The following is a 21468-nucleotide window of genomic DNA, read 5'->3' as shown; positions in this document are numbered from 1 at the left end:
GCATGACCGAAGAAGTGTCCAAGCCGCAAGCCGCTTATGTGCTCGTTGTCGATGACGACGAGGGCATCCTGCGGCTCGCGCGCAAGTCGCTCGAACGCGCCGGCTGCCGGGTGGCGATCTGCGCCGGTGTCGAGGCGGCCCGCGAGCGGCTCGCGAGCGGCGGCCTCGATCTGCTGGTGCTCGACTATCAGTTGAACGGGCCGGAGACCGGGCTCGATTTCTTTCGGCGCCTGCGCGCGGAGGGCGTGCGCATTCCGGCGATTCTCGTGACCGGCTTCACCGACGAGTCGCGCGTGATCGAAGCGCTGCGCGCGGGCGTGTCCGACGTGGTGCCGAAGTCCGGCGACTATCTCGACTATCTGCCGGAGGCCGTGGAGCGCGTGCTGTCGCAGGTGCGGCTGCAACGCGCGTCCGACGAAGCGCTGCTGCTGCGCGATCGCGAACTGCATTACCGCACGCTGTCGGAGACGTTGCCGCATCTGGTGCTGACCTGCGACGCAGCCGGCGATTGCGACTTCCTGTCGAAGCAATGGTACGACTACACCGGCTTGCCCGAATCCAGCTCGCATGGTCTTGCGTGGCTCGACGCCGTGCATCCCGACGATCGCGAGCAGATCCGGCAAAGCTGGCTCAAGGCCGTGGCGAGCCGCAACGGCGACTATCGGCACGAGATGCGGATTCGCCGCCACGACGGCCAGTACCGCTGGTTCGACGTGCGCGTGGTCGCGATGCGCGATGCCGAAGGCAACGTCAGCAAATGGTTCGGCAGTTGCACCGACATTCACTCGCAGCGCGAGGCGATCGAGGAGCGCGAGCGGCTGCTCGAGTCCGAGCAGGCCGCGCGCCAGGCCGCCGAAGAAGCGAACCGCGCGAAGGACCGTTTTCTCGCGATGCTGTCGCACGAATTGCGCACGCCGCTCACTCCGGTGCTGGCGGGCGCGAGCGTGCTCGAGATGATTGCCGATCTGCCCGAGCAGGCGCGCGCGAGCGTGCGGATGATCCGCCGCAACGTCGAGCTGGAGGCACGGCTGATCGACGATCTGCTCGATCTGACGCGCGTCGCGAACGGCAAGCTGCGGCTGTCGCTGGAAACCGTCGACGTGCACGACGTGATCGACAGCGTGCTCGAACTCTTTCGCAGCGAAATCCAGGTCAAGCAGCAGGATGTGCATGTCGACAAGCGCGCGAAACATCACTACGTGCTCGCCGATCGCGCGCGTCTGCAACAGATGCTGTGGAACCTGATTCGCAATGCCGCCAAGTTCACGCCGGACGGCGGCCATATCTATGTACGCACGCGCGACGAACGCATGCAGGTGCAGATCTCGGTCGAAGACACCGGCATCGGCATCGAGCCGGAGCAGATCGGCAAGCTGTTCAACGCGTTCGAGCAGGGCGACCAGAGTATGACGCGGCAATTCGGCGGGCTGGGGCTCGGTCTCGCGATCACGAAGGCGCTGACCGACGTGCACGGCGGCACCGTGACCGCGCAGAGTCCCGGTCCGCATTGCGGCGCGACCTTCACGATCACGCTGCCGACCGCGGCCGCGCCGACCGCCGCGCCGCCGGTCATCGTGCCGAGCACCGTGCAGCCGGCGAGTTCGCTGACCGTGCTGCTGATCGAGGATCATGCCGATACCGCCGACGTGATGGCCCAATTGATGCACGGCTTGGGTCATCAGGTGACGGTGGTCGGGCGCATCGACGATGCGCTTGCGGCGACGCAGCTGCAGAACTTCGATCTGGTTGTCAGCGATGTTGGGTTGCCCGATGGCACCGGCCTCGATTTCATCGAGGCGTTTCGCGAACATTCCGATGTGCCAGCCGTCGCGTTGACCGGCTTCGGCACCGACGAGGACGTGCGCCGTTGTTTGGGTGCGGGCTTTACATCGCATCTGACGAAGCCTGTCAATTTCGGCCAGCTCCAAGCGATGATCGAAAGCGCCGCGCAATTGAAGGCGCAAAAGAATGCGTGAGGCTCTATAAAGGGCAGTGTGCTGAAAGCAAAGTGAAAAGACAAAGGCCTGTTGCGAAGTCAATCGCAACAGGCCTTTTCATTTCACGGGCTCAGGTATTTGAAACCGGGCTTTATTTAACAATTAACGCTGCTGGTTTTGCAGCGAATCGCGGATCTCGCGCAGCAGCAGCACGTCTTCCGGCGTCGGCGGCGGTTCCGCCGGAGCAGCTTGCGGCTCCTTGCGCAGTTTGTTGATGAACTTGACCATCAGAAAGATGATGAACGCGAGAATGATGAAGTTGATCGTCGCGGTAATGAACGAGCCGTAACCGAATACCGCCACGCCGGCCGTCTGCAGGTCTTTATACGATTCGGGGTTGCCTTTGTAAGTCGCTGGAATATGGCCGAGGCGAACGAACAGATTGGAGAAATCGAAGCCGCCGGTAGCGAGCCCGACGACCGGCATGATCAGGTCTTTAACCACGGAATTGACAATGGTGGAAAATGCGCCGCCGATAATCACACCGACCGCCAGATCCATCACATTGCCTTTGAGGGCAAATTCTTTAAATTCCTGGATCATGCTCATACACACACCTCCCTGATATGAATAGCCGAATCATACCAACCTGAAGCGGATAGGCTAGTGCTTTGGCCCCGACGCAACAAGTGCATTCGCCGCGTGTCGTTAATGAGGAAACTGTGACTCGCTATGACGCGCACGCTCCAGATGCGCGGCAAAACTGACCGGGTCGATGTTCGCGCCGCACAGCAGCACGCCCACACGTTTGCCCTGCAACTGTTCGCGCAACGGTCCGAGCAGTGCTGCGGTGGCGGCCGCGCAAGCCGGCTCGACCGCGAGCTTCAGCTGATTGAACAGGATCAGCATCGCTTCGCGCAACTGATCGTCGGACACCGTGACGAGCCGATCGATATGGCGGCGGCACAACTCGTAGCTATATTGCTCGGTATGCGGCGACATCAGCGAATCGGCGATGCTGTACATATGGCCCATTCTGACCGTATGGTTGGCGGCAAAACTCTTGCTCATCACATCGGAGCCTTCCGGTTCGACGCCGTACACGTGTATGTTCGGATTCGCGAGGCGCAGCGCGGTGGAGACGCCGGCCGCGAGGCCGCCGCCGCCGATCGGCACGATCACCGCTTCGAGGTCGGGTGTTTGCGTCGCCCATTCGTAGCCGAGCGTCGCCGAGCCGAGCACCGTGCGATAACCGTTGAACGGATGCACGAAATAACGGCCTTCCTCGGCCTCGATGCGTCGCACCAGTTCGAACGCTTCGGCGAGATCTTCCGCATAGACGATGTCGGCGCCGTATGCACGGCACAACGCGACGCGCGCCGGATTCGCCGCGCTGAACAGCACGACCTTCGCGCTGACGCCGAGCCGCATCGCCGCATAGGCGACCGCCACCGCGTGATTGCCGCCCGACACGCAGGTCACGCCCGCGCTCTTCTGCGCGTCGTCGAGCGCGAGCAGGTTCGTAAAGGCGCCGCGCGCCTTGAAGCTGCCACCCGCCTGCAAGAGCTCGAACTTGAAATTGACGACGGTGCCGCGCAGCGACGAGAAGTCGAGCCGGTCGAACACCGGCGTGCGCGCGACCCACGGCGTCAATGCGAAATGCTGCGCGGCGATGTCGTCGAGCGTGGGGATCGGCTCGCCGTCGATCGTGTGATCCGTGTGCTGCTGCATGGCGCTGGACATGGCGGTCGCTCCGGAGTCGTCGATGTCGCTCAGACCCGTGGCGCGGCGCGCAGGTTCACCGCGGCTGCGCGCCGCTGCAACGAGACGGGCTAAGCGGCCTCGACCGACATGCTGTGAATGAACTTGCGCAGGAAGCGCTCGCACGCGACGAGCTGCTCGAGCTCGACGAATTCGTTCGCCTTGTGCGCCTGCTGGATATCGCCGGGGCCGCAGACGATGCTCGGAATCCCCGCGTTCGAGAAGAGGCCTGCCTCGGTGCCGTACGCGACCTTACGCTTGTCCTGGTCGGCCGTCAGCGCGCGCACGAGTTGCGTGATCGCGGCCTGTTCAGACGAATCCAGTCCGGGCGCCGCGGCGATCTTCGTGATCTCGATCGCGGCCGCCGGATGCTCGCGCAGCATTTTCGGCAGCAGCGTTTCGCGCGCGTAGCTGTCGATGCGCGCGAAGATCTGCTCGGGATCGAGCGTCGGCAGATTGCGGAATTCGAACTGGAACTGGCATTCGGCCGGCACCGTGTTGATCGCGTTGCCGCCCGTGATCGTGCTGGTCTGCGCGGTGCTGAACGGCACGTCGTACAGTTCGTCGAACGGGCCTTGCGCGCGGAACTGGTCGGCCATGTCGCGGATGTGGCAGATCAGGCGCGCCGCGTACTCGATCGCGTTCAAGCCCTTCGGCGTCAGCGACGAATGCGCGGCCTGGCCTCGCACGCAGCAGTGATACGCGTTGATGCCCTTGTGCGCGATGATCGGGCGCATGCTGGTCGGCTCGCCGACGATACAGCCGTCCGGCTTCACGCCGCGCTTCATCAGATCGGCGATCATCAGCGGCGCGCCGACGCAGCCAACTTCCTCGTCGAATGACAGCGCGAAGTGGATCGGTTTCGCGAGCCTGGTACGCTGCATCTCGGGCACGAGCGCGAGCGCCGCGCCGATGAAACCCTTCATGTCGCAGGTGCCGCGGCCGTAGAGCTTGTCACCGCGAATCTCGGGCTTGAACGGATCGCTGTCCCATTGCTGGCCATCCACTGGCACGACGTCCGTATGGCCCGACAGCACGACGCCGCCGTTCGTTTCGCCATCGTGCGCGGGAATCGTCGCGAACAGGTTCGCCCATTTGCCGCCCTTGCCGTGCGTCAGCGTCGCGTCGATACCGACCGCGCGCAGTTCGTCGCGTACGGTTTCGATCAGGCCGAGATTCGGATTGCGGCTCACCGTGTCCATCGACACGAGACGGGTGACCCAGGGCAGAGATACCGGAGAAGCGGGAGAAGCGGAGGAGGCGGGCGACTGCGACGATTGCGCTGTTTCAGCGACGTGAGACATGACATGACTCCATCATTTTGTGTCTATCGATCATATCCCATATTGCATTTTGGTAAGGTGGCCAAAACGCCCGGCGCGCGTTGGCGCAGCGCAGCATCGATGCAAAAAACGGGGGACGTCCCCCCGTTTTTTTTGCTAGTTCAGGACCCTCAGCGCGCGGGCGCCGGCGCGGTGCCGCGGCTCGGCGAACCGAGCGCGCGCAAGGTCTCCTTGACGGTCGCGACGCGCACCGCGAGATCCGGGCTGCGCGTTTCGATACGCAGCTTGTCCTGGCCCGCGAGCTTGATGTGCTTGTGCTTCTGCACCATCTCGATGATCCGCATCGCGTCGACGGGCGGATTTGGGATGAACTGCAGGCCGATCACCGCTTCGCCGGCATCGATCTTCGAAATGCCGAGCGGTTTGGCGGCGAGCCGCAGACGATGCGTCTCCACCAGCGCATGCGCCTGCGGCGGCAGCTTGCCGAAGCGGTCGATCAGCTCCTCCTGGATACCGTCGATCGAATCGCTGTGTTCGCAGTTCGCGAGGCGCTTGTACAGCGACAGACGTTCCTGCACGTCGCCGCAATAATCCGACGGCAGGATCGCCGGCGAATGCAGGTTGATCTCGGTGGTCGCCGCGAGCGGCGCGGTGAGGTCCGGTTCCTTGCCGTTCTTCAGCGCCTTCACCGCGTCATTGAGCATGTCGGTATAAAGCTGGAAGCCGATCTCGTGAATCTCGCCCGACTGCTTGTCGCCGAGCACCTCGCCGGTGCCGCGAATCTCGAGGTCGTGCATCGCGAGATAGAAGCCCGAGCCGAGTTCCTCCATCTGCTGGATCGCTTCGAGCCGTCGTTGCGCCTGCTTGGTGAGCCCCTGCGGATCATGCACGAGCAGATATGAATATGCCTGGTGATGCGAGCGGCCGACGCGGCCCCGCAACTGATGCAATTGCGCGAGACCGAACTTGTCGGAACGATGGATCAGGATCGTGTTCGCGCTCGGCACGTCGATGCCGGTTTCGATGATCGTCGTGCACAGCAGCACATTCGCGCGTTGCGCGACGAAGTCGCGCATCACGCGTTCCAGTTCGCGCTCGTGCATCTGCCCATGCGCGACCGCGATGCGCGCTTCGGGCACGAGTGCTTCGAGCATCTGCCGGCGGTTCTCGATCGTCTCGACTTCGTTGTGCAGGAAGTAGACCTGGCCGCCGCGCTTCAACTCGCGCAGCATCGCTTCGCGAATCACGCTGTCTTCCTCGCGCCGCACGAAGGTCTTGATCGCAAGGCGCTTTTGCGGCGCCGTGGCGATCACCGAGAAATCGCGCAGGCCTTCGAGCGCCATGCCGAGCGTGCGCGGAATCGGCGTCGCGGTCAGCGTAAGCACGTCGACTTCAGCGCGCAGCGCCTTCAGCGCTTCCTTCTGACGCACGCCGAAGCGATGCTCCTCGTCGATGATCACGAGCCCGAGCCGCTTGAACTGCACATCCGACGACAGCAGCTTGTGCGTGCCGATCACGATGTCGACCGAACCTTCGTTGATCTGCTGGATCGCCGCGTTCACTTCCTTGGTCGACTTGAAGCGCGACAGCTCGGCGATGCGCACCGGCCAGTCGGAGAAGCGGTCACTGAAGGTTTGCGTGTGCTGTTCGGCGAGCAGCGTGGTGGGCGACAGCAGCGCGACCTGCTTGCCGCCCATTACCGCGATGAACGCCGCGCGCAACGCGACCTCGGTCTTGCCGAAGCCGACGTCGCCGCACACGAGCCGGTCCATCGGCTTGCCGCCCGTCATGTCCCCGATCACGGCCGCGATCGCGGCGGCCTGGTCCGGCGTCTCCTCGAAACCGAAGCTCTCGGCGAACTTCACATAGTCCTTTGGTTCGAGCGCGAACGCGTGGCCTTCGCGGGCGGCGCGGCGCGCGTACAGGTTGAGCAGTTCGGCGGCGGTATCGCGGATCTGCTGCGCGGCCTTGCGCTTGGCCTTTTCCCACTGGCCCGAACCCAGCGAATGCAGCGGCGCGCTTTCCGGATCGGCGCCGCTGTAGCGCGAGATCACGTGCAATTGCGCGACCGGCACGTAGAGCTTGCTGTCGCCCGCGTATTCGAGGTGCAGGAACTCGGTCTCGCCTTCGCCGAGGTCCATCGTGACCAGACCCATGTAGCGGCCGATGCCGTGCTGCGAATGGACGACCGGATCGCCGACCTTCAGCTCGGACAGATCGCGCACCATCGAATCGACGTTGCTCGCCTGTTCCTGGCGGCGGCGCCCCGCGCGGCGCGCGAGCGGTCCGTACAGCTCGGTTTCGGTGATGATCGCGATGCCGTCGCCCGGAATCGCGAAGCCGTTCGCGAGCGGCGCGACGCCGAGCGAGAACGGCGCATCGCTCTTGAGCCAGTCGGCGAAGCTGTCGGCCGAGGCGGGCTTCAGCTGATTGTCGGCGAGCAGTTGCAGCAGCGTCTCGCGACGGCCCGCCGATTCGGCGGCGAACAGCACGCGGTTCGGCGTCGTGCTCAGATACGCGCGCAGTGCCGAGACGGGGTCGTCGGCGTGACGGTCGATCGCGAGGTTCGGCAGAGCGATCGACCAGGCGCCGCCGCCGTTGGTGGGCAGCACGAGCCGAGCGAACGGTTTCGCGAACGTGAAGAAATCTTCGTCCGACAGGAACAGCTTCTGCGGTTCGAGGATCGGCCGGTCGCGGTCGTGCGACAGGAAGTTGAAGCGCTGTTTCGTGTCGTTCGTGAAGCGCCGGATCGCCGCGTCCAGATCGCCGACGAACGCGAGCTGGGAACCGTCGGGCAGGTAATGGAAGAGGGTGGCCGTTTCCTCGAAGAACAGCGGCAGATAGTATTCGATGCCCGCCGACGGCACGCCGTTGCCGATGTCTTTATAGATCGATGCGCGGCTCGGATCGCCCTCGAAGGTCTCACGCCAGCGGCTGCGGAATGCGGTGCGCGCGGCTTCGTCGAACGGGAATTCGCGGCCCGGCAGCAGGCGCACGTCCTTGACCGGATAGAGGCTGCGCTGCGTGTCGGGGTCGAATGCCCGGATCGAGTCCACCTGGTCATCGAACAGGTCGATCCGGTAGGGCAGCGGGGAGCCCATCGGGAACAGATCGAGCAGCGAGCCGCGCACGCAGTATTCGCCGGGACGCACGACCTGGCTCACGTGCTCGTAGCCGGCGAGCGTCAGCTGCGCCTTCAGCTTCGCTTCGTCGAGCCGTTCGCCCTGCGAGAACGAGAACGTGTAGGCGGCGAGGAACGACGCGGGCGGCATCCGGTACAAGGCCGTCGTGGCCGGCACCAGCAGGATGTCGCAGCGGCCTTCGCCGAGATCGTGCAGCGTCGCGAGACGCTCGGACACGAGGTCCTGATGGGGCGAAAACGTGTCGTAAGGCAGGGTCTCCCAGTCGGGCAAGAGGCGCACGCGCGCGTCGGGCGCGAAGAAGCCGATTTCCTGCGACAGCCGCTGCGCGTCGACCGCGCTTTCGCAGACCACCGCCAGCAGCGGCATCTTCTCGCGATAGCTGAGGTGGTAGCGGGCGATCAGCAGCGCGTCGGACGAACCGCGCGTGCCGTCGAAGGCGAAACGCTGGCCGGCCTTGACGAGCGCGACAGGCGAGGAGGACTGCGAGATTGCGGCGATGTCTGGCATAAAGGAGAGAAAGCGGCTCGGGGCTCACACGACGGCCAAGTTTACGCGTCCACGGGCGTGAATGCGAAGGACGTATTATAAAATCCGTCCTTTACTTTGACCTGGCGGCATCCGCACTCGTGACTTCCCGTCTCTTCGCCCTGATCCCGTGCGCAGGCACCGGCAGCCGTTCCGGCGCCGCGATGCCCAAGCAATACCGCACTGTCGCCGGCCGCGACATGCTGCATTACTCGCTCGCCGCGTTCGACGCGTGCAGCGAATTCACGCAGACGCTGGTCGTCATCGCACCCGACGACCAGCACTTCGACGCGCGCCGCTTCGGCAATCTGCGTTTCGCGGTGCGGCGCGTGGGCGGCGCGTCGCGCCAGGCGTCGGTGCTCAACGGTCTGCACGCGCTCGCCGAGTTCGGCGCCCACGACGACGATTGGGTGCTCGTGCACGACGCAGCCCGGCCCGGCATCACGCCGGCGCTGATCCGCACGCTGATCGGAACGCTCAAGGACGACGCGGTCGGCGGCATCATGGCGCTGCCGGTCGCCGATACGTTAAAGCGTATCGATCGCACGTCGACCGATGACCGCATCGCCCGTACCGAGGCACGCGACGGCTTGTGGCAGGCGCAGACGCCGCAGATGTTCCGCATCGGCATGCTGCGCGAGGCGATCCTGCGTGCGCAGGCCGACGGCCACGATCTGACCGACGAGGCGAGCGCGATCGAATGGTCGGGGCATGCGCCGAAGCTCGTGCAAGGCAGTCTGCGCAATTTCAAGGTCACGTATCCGGAAGATTTCGATCTGGCCGAGGCGATTCTGAGCCGCGCCGCCGGTTCGTGATACTTCGTATTTGCTCAATAGAAAGATTTGGAAAGGCTTTAAAGAAGCTTTAAACGCTTCAGCACTTGAGGATGTGACGCATATGGATTTCAGAATTGGGCAAGGCTACGACGTGCATGCGCTGGTGCCGGGACGCGCGTTGATCATCGGCGGCGTGACGATTCCGTACGAGCGCGGGCTGCTCGGTCACTCGGACGCGGACGTGCTGCTGCACGCGCTCACCGACGCGCTGTTCGGCGCGGCCGCGCTGGGCGATATCGGCCGCCACTTCTCCGATACCGACGCGAAGTTCGCCGGCGCCGACAGCCGCGTGCTGCTGCGCGAATGCGTGGCGCGCGTGAAGGCGGCGGGCTTCGCGATCGGCAACGTCGACAGCAGCGTGATCGCGCAGGCGCCGAAGCTCGCGCCGCATATCGAAGGGATGCGCGCGAATATCGCGGCGGACCTCGGCCTGCCGATCGAGCGTGTGAACGTCAAGGCGAAGACGAACGAGAAGCTCGGTTATCTCGGCCGCGGCGAGGGCATCGAGGCGCAGGCCGCGGTGTTGCTGGTCAGGAACTGAGCGGGCTTTGGTTTGCGTGACCGGCGGTGCCGCTTACAGCGTCGCGCCGCCGATCGTCCGATTGCTCGGACACAGTTCGTCCGTTTGCAGGCCGTCGAGGATGCGCAGCACTTCCTGGGGGTTACGGCCCACGTATAGATTGTTGACCGACACGTGCTGGATCGTGTTGTCCGGATCGACGATATAGGTCGCGCGCAGCGCGACGCCCGCTTCCTTGTCGCGCACGCCGAGCTGGTCGATCAATTCGCCTTTCACGTCGCCGAACGAGTAGTGGTTGAGCCTGTCGAGCGCCTTGTCCTCGCGGCGCCACGCGAGCTTCACATATTCATTGTCGACGCTGCCGCCGAGCAGCACCGCCTCGCGGTCCTCGAACTCCTTGACGAGCTTGCTGAAATCGACGATTTCCGTCGGGCAGATCAGCGAAAAATCCTTCGGATAGAAGTAGATGATTTTCCACTTGCCCGGAAAGGACTGATCGGTGATGTATTCGAACGCCGAGACGCCGTGCTCTTCGGGATGGTTGAAACCCGGTTTCGCGGCAATGACGGTGAACGCTTCGAGTTTGTCGCCAACGGTTTTCATGCAAAGGCTCCTTCGGAAGTCACATAAAGCGGCGTGCTTCGAATCACGACGGCGCGCCGTGTCGCGCGTCGTCGGCTCACGCGCTTTTCGCGAGCGGAAACTCGATCGTCACTTCAAGTCCAGGTCCGGGCGAGCGGTTGCGCAGACGCAGCGCGCCGCGATAACGCGCGACGAGCCGCTGCACGATCGCCATGCCGAGGCCCGTGCCGTTGGCCTGGGTGCGCGCCGAATTTACGCGATAGAACGGCCGCGTGACGAGCGCGAGCTGGTCTTCGGGAATGCCGGGGCCTTCGTCGACCACCGACAGTTCGACGCGCGAATGCGACACGCGCGTTTCGAGAATCACGCGTGGCACACCGTCACCGTCGCTGAGACCATATTTGCGCGCGTTCTCGAGCAGATTGCCGACCACGCGCCGCATGTCGGTTTCATCGGCCTCGATCACCGCCGACGGAGCGAGCCGTGTGATCAGCCGCATGCTGTCCTCGCTTTGCATCCGCGCGGCGAGCTCGCTCGCGATCACCGAGAGATCTACCGGTTCCGGCACCCGCTGCACCGGACGCGCGTAATCGAGGAAGCGGCCGATGATCATGTCCATCTGCTCGATGTCGTCGACCATCGCGTCCTTGGTGGCCTGATCGGACGGGCTCATTTCGGTTTCGAGCCGCAGCCGCGCGAGCGGTGTGCGCAGATCGTGCGAGATGCCCGCGAGCATCAGCGCGCGATCGGCCTCGAGCTGTTCGAGGTCGCGCACCATCTGATTGAAGCTTCGATTGGTTTCGGCGGCGACGCCCATGCCGCGCTCGGGCAGCGGCTCGGGCGATTGCCCGGAGCCGACCCTACGCGCGGCCATCGCGAGGCGCGCAAAAGGCCGGTTCACCAGACTCGTGATGAACGCCGCGCCGAACAGCGACAGCGCAAGCGCGAACACGCCCCAGCCGGCCCACTGCAGGCCGGTCGCGTTATCGAGCTGATCGCGATCGAGGGCGACCCAGTAATCGTCGTCGTCGATCTTGAAGCTGATCCATACGCCGTTGATGTCGTTGACGCTCTGCGCGATCACCGTGTCGTCGCCGAGACGGCCGCGGATGTCGTGCTCGATCAGACGATTCAGTGATTCGTCGGGCTGGAGTTTGTATTTGTCGGTGGCTTCGCGCGGATACACGCGCACCCCTTCATTGCTCTCCAGATCCTGCAGCAGCGCGCGCCGCAGGTCGGGATCGGAATAGAGGAGTGCGGTGCGCGTGAGTTTGACGATCGCGACGAGTTGCAGAGCCACGCGCTGCGCGCGCGGCTCCCGCTCGATCACGCGAAAGCTCTGGAACCACGCGGCGAGACTGACTGCGATCAACAGCGCGATCAGCAGAAAGGTCCGCCAGAAAAGGCCGCCGAACGCGAGCGTCAGGAGGCGCCGGTCGATCCGCATGGGCCCTTCTTATCTGGAGTCAAAGACAGAAACTATATGGGACCGAAGCAGGTGCTTTGCATGAGACCAGATGACGCACTGAAGCGCGAACTCTGATCCACAGCTAAAGCGCCTACTCTGGTCGACATGAAAACGGAGCACAAACTCAGGCTGCGCCGTCGGGAATGAACACGTAGCCGAGGCCCCACACGGTCTGAATGAAGCGCGGGCTGCCCGGGTCCGGCTCGATCAGCTTGCGCAGACGCGAGATCTGCACGTCGAGGCTGCGGTCGAAGACTTCGTATTCGCGGCCGCGTGCGAGCTCCATCAGCTTTTCGCGCGACAGCGGCTGACGCGGATGACGGGCGAACACCTTCAGCACCGAGAATTCACCGGTGGTAAGCGGAATTTCCTGGCCGGCCTTGGTCAGCGTGCGGGTGGCGAGATTCAGTGCGAACTCACCGAACTCGAACACCTCGGTGGTCTCGGACGGCGCGCCCGGCAACTCGGACGGCGACTGACGGCGCAGCACCGCGTGAATGCGCGCGACCAGTTCACGCGGATTGAACGGCTTGGGCAGGTAGTCGTCGGCACCCATCTCGAGTCCGACGATGCGATCGACATCCTCGCCCTTGGCCGTCAGCATGATGATCGGCGTGCGGTCGTTGCTGCCGCGCAGACGTCGGCAGATCGACAGGCCGTCCTCACCGGGCAGCATCAGATCGAGCACCAGCAGATCGAAGCGCTCGCGCACCCAGAGCTTGTTCATTGACGGCGCATTTTCGGCGACGTAGACGTTGAAGCCCTGCTCACCGAGATAGCGGCGCAGAAGATCGCGCAGGCGTGGATCGTCGTCGACGACGAGGATTTTCGAAGGGTTTTTGGTTTCCATGGTCGGCATCTTAGCGCGATTAGAAAGTGGTGCGCGGTTACACCATTTCTGGGGTTACAGTCAGTTACAAAATTTACCCGCGGTATGGCGCGACGTAAAGTATGCGCGTTTAGACTCCTTTACTGAATGCGGCTGTTCGGTGGATACTTCACTCGACAAAACTCTCGTACCCGGCTGTTACCGGGGTTTGTATACGCATCTGAGGTAGCCGGTTGCCGCGCCACGAAGGGAACAACATGAAGGGAGGGGTTTGGCCAAATGTGCGCCTGAGCGTGATTGCACTGGCGGTTGCCGGTACGCTCGCAGGCACACTGGGCCCGACGCTCGCCCATGCGCAGCCGTCCGCGGATAGAGCGGCGAGCGAGCATGCGCCCCGCTCCGGCAATGGCAAACCCAGCCACCGCAACCCGAGCATCGATCACCCTGCTTCTGACGTGATGTTGCGTACCGCGGTTCCCCCTGATCTCGATCAACGTCGGCGCGACGGGCATATGACGCCCGAAGAGCGTCGGCTGCTGCGGCAGCACATCGAAGACGCCGTGCGCGAGTTGTACAAGCGTTAGTCTCAGCGCGTGCATCGTCGCGTGAACAATCCTGTTGCACCTTCAGCTTCCACTTCCTGGTCCGCTGCTCTGTTGAGTCGCTAGCATCCGTTCGAGATTTCACGCGCAACGGATCAGCATTGGCGAACCTTTCCAACGTGTGTGGCGAGCGTCGCGCGTTAGCGCGCGCAGCGAAGCGATATCGGCGTCTCTTGACTGGGTGTTCGAGCCCATTCCAATGCGTGCCGAGCGCATCACACGGAGACCGGACCAGCGTCGCGAGCAACAAATGCGGCTCGGACAGCGTTACGAACTATTACGTGCAAGCTGAGTGCGCGCCGGGCGAACACGCCTTCACCGCCAGTCGAGTTCATGATCGGCGCATTGCGCGCATTCGATGTCGGCTGCGACGATACCTCGCGGTTCGTCGCGCCGATCCGCGCGTTCCGGGCGAACCTGTTCTATCCGCCGAACGCCAAACGATGGCTGGGCGGGGCGTCGCGGATCAACAGCTCGACGCTGCTCGCGCACAAGCAGTTCGTCGAGCAGCTGTTTCGCGCGACCAGGAATGCAGCGGCGCCGCGCATGAATGGCGCGGCCAGCGCTTGCCTCGAATCAGGTGCGCCCGCCGCTGCAGCGCGTCATGGCGCGCAATGGCCGGGGTGGCGTACGCTTTGACATCGCGATCTGGCTCGCGCAGAGGCAACGGGCGGCCCGGCACGCGCCATCATGATCACGACGAGGTGCAGCATGAAACGACGCAGCTTTCTGTCGATGAGCGCGGCCGCCGGCGCATTGCTGTGTTTGCCTCGCGCGCTCGCCGCGGAGGACGCGAACGCTGCGCATTGGCGGGATGCATCGAAAGCGTCGGTTGTGCCGGGGCGCGGTTACGACAACCTGCTGATCCTGATCGAACTCAAAGGCGGCAACGACGGTTTGAACACCGTGATCCCGTTCGCCGATCCCGCGTACTACGCGCTGCGCAAAAACATCGGCATCAAACGCGAACAGATGATCCACCTCGACGAGCGCACCGCGCTGCATCCAGCGTTGCAGCCGTTGATGCCGCTATGGCGCAGCCGGCAACTCGCGATCGTGCAGGGTGTCGGCTACGCGCAGCCGAACCTGTCGCATTTCCGGTCGATCGAGATCTGGGATACCGCGTCACGCTCCGATCAGTATCTGCGCGACGGCTGGCTCACGCGCGCGTTCGCGATGAAGCCGGTACCCTTCGATTTCGCGGCCGACGGCGTCGTGATCGGCAGCGCCGAAATGGGGCCGCTCGCAAATGGCGCGCGCGCGATCGCGCTGGTCAATCGCACGCAGTTCGTCGGGACCTTGCGACTCGCGACGCCGGTGCCTGAGTTGAAGACCGCGTTTCCTGATGGCGCGTTCGGCAATTCGATCAAAACGGCGATGCAGGTGCTGGCCGCTTCGGACACCCTGAAGATAACTGCCGCCGGACGCGCGCCCATGGAGCAGTCGTCGAGCGGCCGAGGTGTGGCCGTGATCCGGCTAACGCTGAACGGTTTCGATACGCACCAGAACCAGCGCGGACAGCACGCCGCGTTGCTTCAACACTTCGCGCAAGGGATGGTGGCGATGCAGGCCGCGCTCGTCGAGTTGGGCCGGTGGAACGATACGCTCGTGATGACGTATGCGGAGTTCGGGCGCCGTCCGCGCGAGAATGAGAGCAACGGCACCGATCACGGCACGGTGGCGCCGCACTTCGTGACGGGTGGTCGCGTGCGGGGCGATTTGTATGGCGTACCGCCGATGCTTGCGCGGCTCGACGGAAATGGCAACCTGCCGGTGGGCGTGGATTTTCGCCAGATTTATGCGACGGTGCTCGGGCCCTGGTGGGGCTTGGACGCGTCGACGATTCTGCAGCAGCGGTTCGAGCCGCTGCCATTGCTGCGGGCGTGAGCGGATGGGCGCGAATCGACGCGCCTCGCTGTCACGCTACTTCGCGCGCCATGCGATCCATAGCTTGCGGATCGGCGTCAACGCGATGCGTTGATGCAGCACGTGATAACCGTCGCGCTCGATTTCATCGAGCAACGCCAACGCGAGCGCCGCGAGCGCGAGCAGCGTGCGCTGGGCACGCCGCGCGCTCGCGGGCACCGCGGCGAGCGCGCTCTGCACGGCATCGCGCGCGCGATGCGTCTCGAAGCGCATCAGCTCGGTGAACGCATCGGTGTATTTGCGGTTGATCAGATCAGCGGCGGTGACGTTGTAGCGCTGCATCTCGTCGATCGGAACGTAGATGCGGCCGTGCCGCGCATCGTTGCCGGTTTCGGCGACGAACTGCGCGAGCATCAGCGCCTCGCCGAGCGGAGCGGCCCACGTCGAAGCTTGCTCGGCATCGTCGGCCGATCCGGCTGCCGCGGCGCGCGACACCAGCGACGCGAAATTGCCGCCGACCCCGCGCACATAGCGCCGCAGGTTCGGATAGTCGAGATAGCGTGCCTGGTCGAGATCCATCTCGAAGCCCGCGAGCAATTCCTGCAGAGCCGGATACTCGGCCTGCGCGTCGGGCAGATAGGCCGCGAGGGCCTTGGACACCGGATGCGACGGCGAGCCCGCGGCGAGCGCGGCGATTTCTTTCTGCCACCACGCGAGCTTGGTGCGGCCGACCGCGGGATCGCTCGTCTCCTTGACCGTTTCCTCGAACTCGCGACGCAATGCGAAGAGCGCCGTCAACAGCGGCTGACTGGCTGCGCGGGCCTGGCGAAGCGCATAGTAGGTGCTCGATCCTGGGGGCGCCGCTTTCTGCTGGCAATAGTCGTCGAAATTCACGGGATGAGAGTGTGGGGAAGGGCTGGCGAGAAGGGCGCTGGCGTCCGTTGCGGCGCCCGTCTCGACGAGCCGAAAATTGTAGCATCGGCGCCGCGCGCGCAGATACCGCTGGGTGCAGACAAGCGCGAATCAATCGGTTAGAATCTCGCGCTTACGCTTTCGGGCACGTGTTTGGCGCGCATGGAAGTGCACAGGACAATCGGGCACGACGCATCGCGGCGTACCCGGCTGCGAGGGTGGCGAAATTGGTAGACGCACCAGGTTTAGGTCCTGACGCCCGCAAGGGTGTAGGGGTTCGAGTCCCCTCCCTCGCACCATTTGTTGGTAGTCAAGAAAAACCCCGTCACGTCTTTGGACCGACGGGGTTTTTTCTTTGCTGCACGGTCTCTGCAAGGCCGCAGGGTTGCCCCGCGGCTTGTCATTGCGGCCGCGCGACTTAGGCGCCCGGCGTTCCCGGCGCTTGCTGCGAACCCGGCAACTCCGCTTGCGCGGCACCTTCGAGGAAGCGGCGCGTCGACTCGAACGCTTGCAGCATCTGGTCCGGCCACGGCGTTTGCAGCATCACGGCCTGATGATTTTCAAATGCCGACGACAGAAGTTTCGCCAGTTCCGGCGAACGAAGATGACGCAGCACGACGCTGACCGCGATTGCGGTTGCCTGGCTCGCGCCGGCGGTCTGAAGTTCCGACGCGGTGAGTGCCGCGACCTGTTTGTTGATGTCCACTGAAACGTCCCTGGATGAAAAAGAGGGTGAAGGCACGTTGGCCAATGCTCAATTTTGACACGCGCCGCCCAATGCCGTGAAACGGCGCTCTTCAGATGTGGCCGGTGCGCCGCGGGTGATCACTCCCGCGCGTTCATCGCGCGAATTACCTTGTCGAGCGCCGCGCCGAACGCGGCCCTTTCTTCTTCGTCGAGACAGTCGAACATATCGCCGTTCCACTTGCGCGCGATCGGCATCACCTTGCGATACAGCGCGCGGCCTTCCTGCGTCAGCGAGACCAGCACGACGCGGCCGTCCGCGGCGCTCGTCTCGCGTTGCACGAGTCCCTGCCGGATCAGCGCTTCGGCTGCGCGACTCGCCTGGCTTTTGTCCAGATTGGCATGACGTGCCAGTTCCATGATCGAGAATGGTCCGAACGATCCCACCGACGCAATCACGCGCGCTTCAGGCAGCGTTACGTCGAGCTTCGCCGCATAGCGCGCGCTGATGCCGCGCTCGGCCAGTTTGTTCAGAACATGCAGACGATACGTGAGGAGTTGCTCGAGCCCGGCTTTGGCGGAGTCCTTCATGGTCACCCCGTGATGTGTGGAACGGTCGTGGCGCTGTGATTGTTGCGGCAACCGTTTCGCGGGTCAACGCACGCCGTATTTCAGCCGCGTCAACTGCTCGGCCTCGTTGGCGAGCAGGCGCGCTGCGTCGCGAATCGCGACGTCGAGCGTGATCGGCCCGGGCGCCGGCGAAAAGCAGCCGCTGAAGTGTTCGGCGAGGCGTGGCAGCGCGGCGGGGTCGACTGCGCCCGACAGCAGCGTAGCGGGCACGCCCGCGGCTCGCGCATGCGCGCACGCGATGAACGGCGCCTTGCCATGCAGCGTCTGTACGTCGGAGCGGCCTTCGCCGGTGATCAGCCAGTCGGCGCCGGCGAGCGCCGCGTCGAGGCCGATTTGCCGCGCGACGGTCTCCGCGCCCGGCTCGAACTGCGCGCCGAGCATATGCAACGCGAAGCCGAGACCGCCTGCCGCGCCCGCGCCCGGCAGGTCGCGCGCGCTGTGGCCGAGCGCGGCTTCGAGCAGATCGGCGAAGCGCGCGAGCGCCGCGTCGATCGGTACGACCTGTTCGGGCTTCACGCCTTTTTGCGGTCCGAAGATCGCGGTCGCGCCGTGCTCGCCGGTCAGCGGATTGTCGACGTCCGACATACCGACGAACTGCGTGTCGGCAAGCCGCGCGTCGAGTAGCGACGCATCGACCCGCGCCACGCGTGCAAGCTGCTCGGGCGTGCCTTCGAGCGCGTTGCCTTGCGCGTCGAACAGTTGCAGGCCGAGGCCGGTCAGCAAGCCGGCGCCGCCGTCGTTCGTGCTGCTGCCGCCGAGCGCGACGAAAAAGCGCCGCACGCCGGCGTCGAGCAACGCGCGAATCGCTTCGCCCATGCCACGCGTGCTGCGCGCCTCGACCGGCACGCCCATGCCGACTGGGTCCGTAATGCCGACGATCTCCGCCGTTTCGATGATTGCGCTGCCATCCGCGAGCAGGCCTGTGAGCGCCGCGCGCGTCGGGCCGGCCGCGCCGCGCACACTAAGCGTGCGGCGCTCGCCGCCGCTCGTGAGCATGGCGTCGAGCGTGCCTTCGCCGCCGTCGGCCATCGGACAAATGCGCACGCTTGCGTCGGGGCGTGCACGCTGGATGCCGGCTGCGATCGCCTGCGCGACCTCTTCCGCGCTGAGCGAGCCTTTGAATGAATCGGGAGCGATGACGACGACAGGCGAGGGCGACGAATTCGGCATGGTGTCTCTGAGAGGTTTGAGTCGTTGTAAGCGGTTGCTGGCGCCGATGAAGCGACCGGCTGCTGGTGACCGGAGGTGGTGGCCCGACCGAGTGCGTTAGCTTATCAGCATGGGGGCGTCGGCTGAATATGTCGAAAGGCATAGGCGGGATCGCTGCAAACCGGATAGCGACGCCAGAGACAAACCACGCTTGCTGTGCCAAAACAACCCGAAAATGCCCCGCAAAACGCGCAGAATGAAGGGAAAACTCGATGCATTCATCGAATCCCGGCTTGGCGCGCAAATAGTTTGCTAAAATATTCGGCTCTTTGGACTCAACCGTGCTGCCGGCGGCCTGCAAGCCCGCGGCGCAGGTGCGTGATCGATGCAATCGGCGCAAATCGATGCGAAGCGACATCGACGGGCAGCACGGAGAAGATAACTGATTCGCTCGAATAATTTTAGGACGATTGAAGCCATGGCTAACGTTGTTGAAAACCTCGGCAAGCTCGAACGCCGCGTGACGATTTCCCTGCCGAAGGATGCCGTGCAGAAGGAAGTGGATTCGCGTATCCGTCAACTCGCGAAGAACGTGCGCATGCCGGGTTTCCGCCCGGGCAAGGTGCCGCTCAAGATGGTCACGCAACAGTATTCGGGCCAGGTGGAAGCCGAAGTGCTGAGCGACAAGGTCGGCAAGGAATTCTTCGACATCAGCCGCGCCGAGAACCTGCGTGTGGCGGGTCAGCCGAGCTTCGCGCCGAAGACCGACGCCGCTGAAGGCAGCTACGCGTTCGACGCGACCTTCGAGGTGTACCCGGAAGTGAAGCTGGGCGACGTCGCCACGGCTGAAATCGAGCGCACCACGACCACCATCAGCGAAGCGGAAATCGACCGCACGCTGGACATCTTGCGCAAGCAGCGCGTGCACTTCCACGCTCGCGGCGAAGCCGGCGAGCACGGCGACGGCGGCGCGGACGCGGCCGCCAAAGAAGGCGACCGAGTGACGGTCGACTTCGTCGGCAAGATCGACGGTGAAGCATTCCAGGGCGGTAGCGCCGAAGACTTCGGCTTCATCCTCGGCGAAGGCCGCATGCTGCCGGAATTCGAAAAAGCGGCGCTCGGCCTGAAGGTCGGCGAAGCGAAGGAATTCGACCTGAAGTTCCCAGACGACTACCACGGCAAGGAAGTGGCGGGCAAGACGGCGCAATTCACGATCACGATGAAGAAGATCGAATGGCCGCATCTGCCGGAAGTCGATGGCGAATTCGCGAAATCGCTCGGTATCCAGGACGGCGATCTGACCAAGATGCGCGCCGAAATCAAGGACAACCTCGAGCGCGAAGCGAAGCGCCGCACGCAAGCCATCGTCAAGAATCAGGTGATGGACGCGCTGCTGAAGATCTCGGAACTCGACGTGCCGAACGCGCTGATCGAACAGGATCAGGAACGCCTCGTCGCTATGGCTCGCCAGGATCTGGAGCAGCGTGGCGTGCCGAACGCGAAGGACGCGCCGATCCCGGCTGCGATGTTCAAGGAACAGGCCGAGCGCCGCGTCAAGCTGGGTCTCGTGTTGGCCGAGCTCGTCAAGGCGAACGAACTCCAGGCGAAGCCGGAGCAGATCCGTGCCGAAGTCGACGAATTCGCGAAAAGCTACGAAGACCCGAAGGAAGTCGTCCGCTGGTATTATTCGAACCAGCAACGTCTTGCTGAAATGGAAGCGTACGTCGTTGAAGCCAACGTCGTCGACTTCGTCCTCAGCAAGGCCAAGGTGACGGACAAGGAAGTGAGCTTCGAGGAACTGGCAAGCGCAACGGCGCAATCGTAAGCGTCGCTGCAACGGCGTGCCGGCTGTCGGAGCGACCGACGGCCCGCACGCCGTTTTTTTGCGCCGCGAGAGTGTGTGACGTACCGGATCCCGGTCGTGGGTGCACACAAAGACGGCACTTGAATACGGGCTCGTCGCACCAACCTGTGTCTAGCAGCTAATATTCAGAATATTTCCAGACAAGGATCCATTGCATGACCTTTCGCGCCCAAATGCTGGACACGTTGACCTCCCAGTCGTCCCGGGATCTCGAAGCGCAGGCACTCGGTCTGGTGCCGATCGTCGTGGAAACGAGCGGCCGGGGCGAGCGTTCGTATGATATTTATTCGCGTCTGCTGAAGGAACGCATTGTGTTCCTCGTAGGCGAAGTGAACGACCAGACAGCCAACCTGGTGGTTGCGCAGATGCTGTTTCTCGAAAGCGAGAATCCAGACAAGGACATCTACTTCTACATCAACAGCCCGGGCGGCTCCGTGTCTGCCGGTATGGCGATCTACGATACGATGCAGTTCATCAAGCCGGACGTTTCGACCCTTTGCATGGGGCTCGCGGCAAGCATGGGCGCGTTCCTGCTCGCGGCCGGCGCGAAGGGCAAGCGTTTCGCGCTGCCGAATTCGCGCGTGATGATTCACCAGCCGCTCGGCGGCGCGCGCGGTCAGGCATCGGACATCGAAATCCAGGCGCGCGAAATCCTGTACCTGAAGGATCGACTGAATCATCTGCTCGCGCATCACACCGGTCAGCCCGTTGAGCGCATCGCGCGTGACACCGACCGCGACAATTTCATGTCCGGCGATGACGCGCAGGCGTACGGCCTTGTTGACCAAGTGGCGCACAAACGTCCTTGACCTGGTACGGTTTTGCCACGCTGTTTTGCCCACTGTTGCGGCAAAACCGTCATCGGGCCGGTGGTGAA

19 protein-coding genes and 1 tRNA gene are annotated in these 21468 nt (G+C 63.9%); 9 read left to right on the top strand and 11 right to left on the bottom strand.

Annotation, left to right across the window (positions count from 1 at the left end; translation table 11 throughout):
• The first annotated feature begins 2 nt into the window (after positions 1-2).
• Positions 3-1976, top strand: a complete 1974-nt coding sequence (locus G5S42_RS21375) for a hybrid sensor histidine kinase/response regulator (protein ID WP_176108619.1) — start codon at positions 3-5, stop codon at positions 1974-1976.
• 123 nt (positions 1977-2099) lie between these two features.
• Here G5S42_RS21375 and mscL read toward each other — a convergent pair whose 3' ends face one another.
• From mscL to mfd, 4 genes are all read right to left on the bottom strand, one after another.
• The gene (mscL, locus tag G5S42_RS21370) at positions 2100-2546 is read right to left on the bottom strand and encodes a large conductance mechanosensitive channel protein MscL (protein WP_176108618.1); all 447 of its coding nucleotides are present in this window, start codon (positions 2544-2546) and stop codon (positions 2100-2102) included.
• Positions 2547-2645: 99 nt separating this feature from the next.
• A complete protein-coding gene (locus G5S42_RS21365; protein WP_176108617.1) occupies positions 2646-3680 on the bottom strand; it encodes a threonine/serine dehydratase family protein in 1035 nt (344 codons plus the stop codon).
• A gap of 89 nt (positions 3681-3769) precedes the next feature.
• Positions 3770-5002, bottom strand: coding sequence for an acetylornithine deacetylase (argE, locus tag G5S42_RS21360; protein ID WP_176108616.1), 1233 nt, complete (start codon positions 5000-5002; stop codon positions 3770-3772).
• A gap of 149 nt (positions 5003-5151) precedes the next feature.
• Positions 5152-8631: a transcription-repair coupling factor gene (mfd, locus tag G5S42_RS21355; RefSeq protein WP_176108615.1), complete on the bottom strand. Its 3480-nt coding sequence runs from the start codon at positions 8629-8631 to the stop codon at positions 5152-5154.
• A 119-nt stretch (positions 8632-8750) separates the two neighbouring features.
• Here mfd and ispD point away from each other — a divergent pair, with 119 nt between their 5' ends.
• Positions 8751-9464, top strand: coding sequence for a 2-C-methyl-D-erythritol 4-phosphate cytidylyltransferase (ispD, locus tag G5S42_RS21350; RefSeq protein ID WP_176108614.1), 714 nt, complete (start codon positions 8751-8753; stop codon positions 9462-9464).
• 82 nt (positions 9465-9546) lie between these two features.
• Positions 9547-10026 (top strand): 2-C-methyl-D-erythritol 2,4-cyclodiphosphate synthase, encoded by a 480-nt coding sequence (gene ispF / locus G5S42_RS21345; RefSeq protein ID WP_176108613.1) that lies wholly within the window; start codon positions 9547-9549, stop codon positions 10024-10026.
• Between the two features lie 33 nt (positions 10027-10059).
• On the opposite strand, the gene G5S42_RS21340 is transcribed toward ispF, so the two are convergent.
• From G5S42_RS21340 to gluR, 3 genes are all read right to left on the bottom strand, one after another.
• Complete coding sequence (locus tag G5S42_RS21340) at positions 10060-10608, bottom strand: peroxiredoxin (RefSeq protein WP_176108612.1); 549 nt, start codon at positions 10606-10608, stop codon at positions 10060-10062.
• A gap of 76 nt (positions 10609-10684) precedes the next feature.
• Entirely contained in the window at positions 10685-12034 is a 1350-nt protein-coding gene (gene gluS, locus G5S42_RS21335) for a two-component system sensor histidine kinase GluS (RefSeq protein WP_176108611.1), read from the bottom strand.
• 145 nt (positions 12035-12179) lie between these two features.
• Positions 12180-12914: a two-component system response regulator GluR gene (gluR, locus tag G5S42_RS21330; RefSeq protein WP_006048917.1), complete on the bottom strand. Its 735-nt coding sequence runs from the start codon at positions 12912-12914 to the stop codon at positions 12180-12182.
• Positions 12915-13141: 227 nt separating this feature from the next.
• On the opposite strand from gluR, the gene G5S42_RS21325 reads away from it, so the two are divergent.
• The 3 genes from G5S42_RS21325 to G5S42_RS21315 all read left to right on the top strand — a co-directional run bounded on the left by G5S42_RS21325 (position 13142) and on the right by G5S42_RS21315 (position 15373).
• Complete coding sequence (locus G5S42_RS21325) at positions 13142-13468, top strand: hypothetical protein (protein ID WP_176108610.1); 327 nt, start codon at positions 13142-13144, stop codon at positions 13466-13468.
• A 351-nt stretch (positions 13469-13819) separates the two neighbouring features.
• Positions 13820-14125, top strand: coding sequence for a hypothetical protein (locus tag G5S42_RS21320; RefSeq protein ID WP_176108609.1), 306 nt, complete (start codon positions 13820-13822; stop codon positions 14123-14125).
• 72 nt (positions 14126-14197) lie between these two features.
• A complete protein-coding gene (locus G5S42_RS21315) occupies positions 14198-15373 on the top strand; it encodes a DUF1501 domain-containing protein (RefSeq protein WP_176108608.1) in 1176 nt (391 codons plus the stop codon).
• 36 nt (positions 15374-15409) lie between these two features.
• Here the strand turns inward: G5S42_RS21315 and G5S42_RS21310 are convergent, their stop codons facing one another.
• On the bottom strand, positions 15410-16246 hold the full coding sequence (locus G5S42_RS21310; RefSeq protein ID WP_176108607.1) for a squalene/phytoene synthase family protein: 837 nt from the start codon (positions 16244-16246) through the stop codon (positions 15410-15412).
• Between the two features lie 230 nt (positions 16247-16476).
• Between G5S42_RS21310 and G5S42_RS21305 the strand changes: the two genes are divergently transcribed.
• Positions 16477-16563: transfer RNA gene (locus G5S42_RS21305), tRNA-Leu, on the top strand.
• 119 nt (positions 16564-16682) lie between these two features.
• On the opposite strand, the gene G5S42_RS21300 is transcribed toward G5S42_RS21305, so the two are convergent.
• The 3 genes from G5S42_RS21300 to G5S42_RS21290 form a co-directional block, all read right to left on the bottom strand.
• A complete protein-coding gene (locus G5S42_RS21300; RefSeq protein ID WP_176108606.1) occupies positions 16683-16970 on the bottom strand; it encodes a hypothetical protein in 288 nt (95 codons plus the stop codon).
• A 119-nt stretch (positions 16971-17089) separates the two neighbouring features.
• Positions 17090-17539, bottom strand: coding sequence for a MarR family winged helix-turn-helix transcriptional regulator (locus G5S42_RS21295; protein ID WP_176108605.1), 450 nt, complete (start codon positions 17537-17539; stop codon positions 17090-17092).
• Positions 17540-17602: 63 nt separating this feature from the next.
• Complete coding sequence (locus tag G5S42_RS21290) at positions 17603-18748, bottom strand: glycerate kinase (protein WP_176108604.1); 1146 nt, start codon at positions 18746-18748, stop codon at positions 17603-17605.
• Between the two features lie 457 nt (positions 18749-19205).
• On the opposite strand from G5S42_RS21290, the gene tig reads away from it, so the two are divergent.
• Together tig and clpP are read left to right on the top strand one after the other, a co-directional pair.
• Complete coding sequence (gene tig, locus G5S42_RS21285) at positions 19206-20552, top strand: trigger factor (protein ID WP_176108603.1); 1347 nt, start codon at positions 19206-19208, stop codon at positions 20550-20552.
• 194 nt (positions 20553-20746) lie between these two features.
• Complete coding sequence (gene clpP / locus G5S42_RS21280) at positions 20747-21400, top strand: ATP-dependent Clp endopeptidase proteolytic subunit ClpP (RefSeq protein ID WP_013089401.1); 654 nt, start codon at positions 20747-20749, stop codon at positions 21398-21400.
• The last annotated feature ends 68 nt before the right edge of the window (positions 21401-21468 follow it).

Source organism: Paraburkholderia youngii (genome assembly GCF_013366925.1).
Classification (GTDB): Bacteria; Pseudomonadota; Gammaproteobacteria; order Burkholderiales; family Burkholderiaceae; genus Paraburkholderia; species Paraburkholderia youngii.
This window is presented reverse-complemented; position numbering and strand designations above follow the sequence as displayed.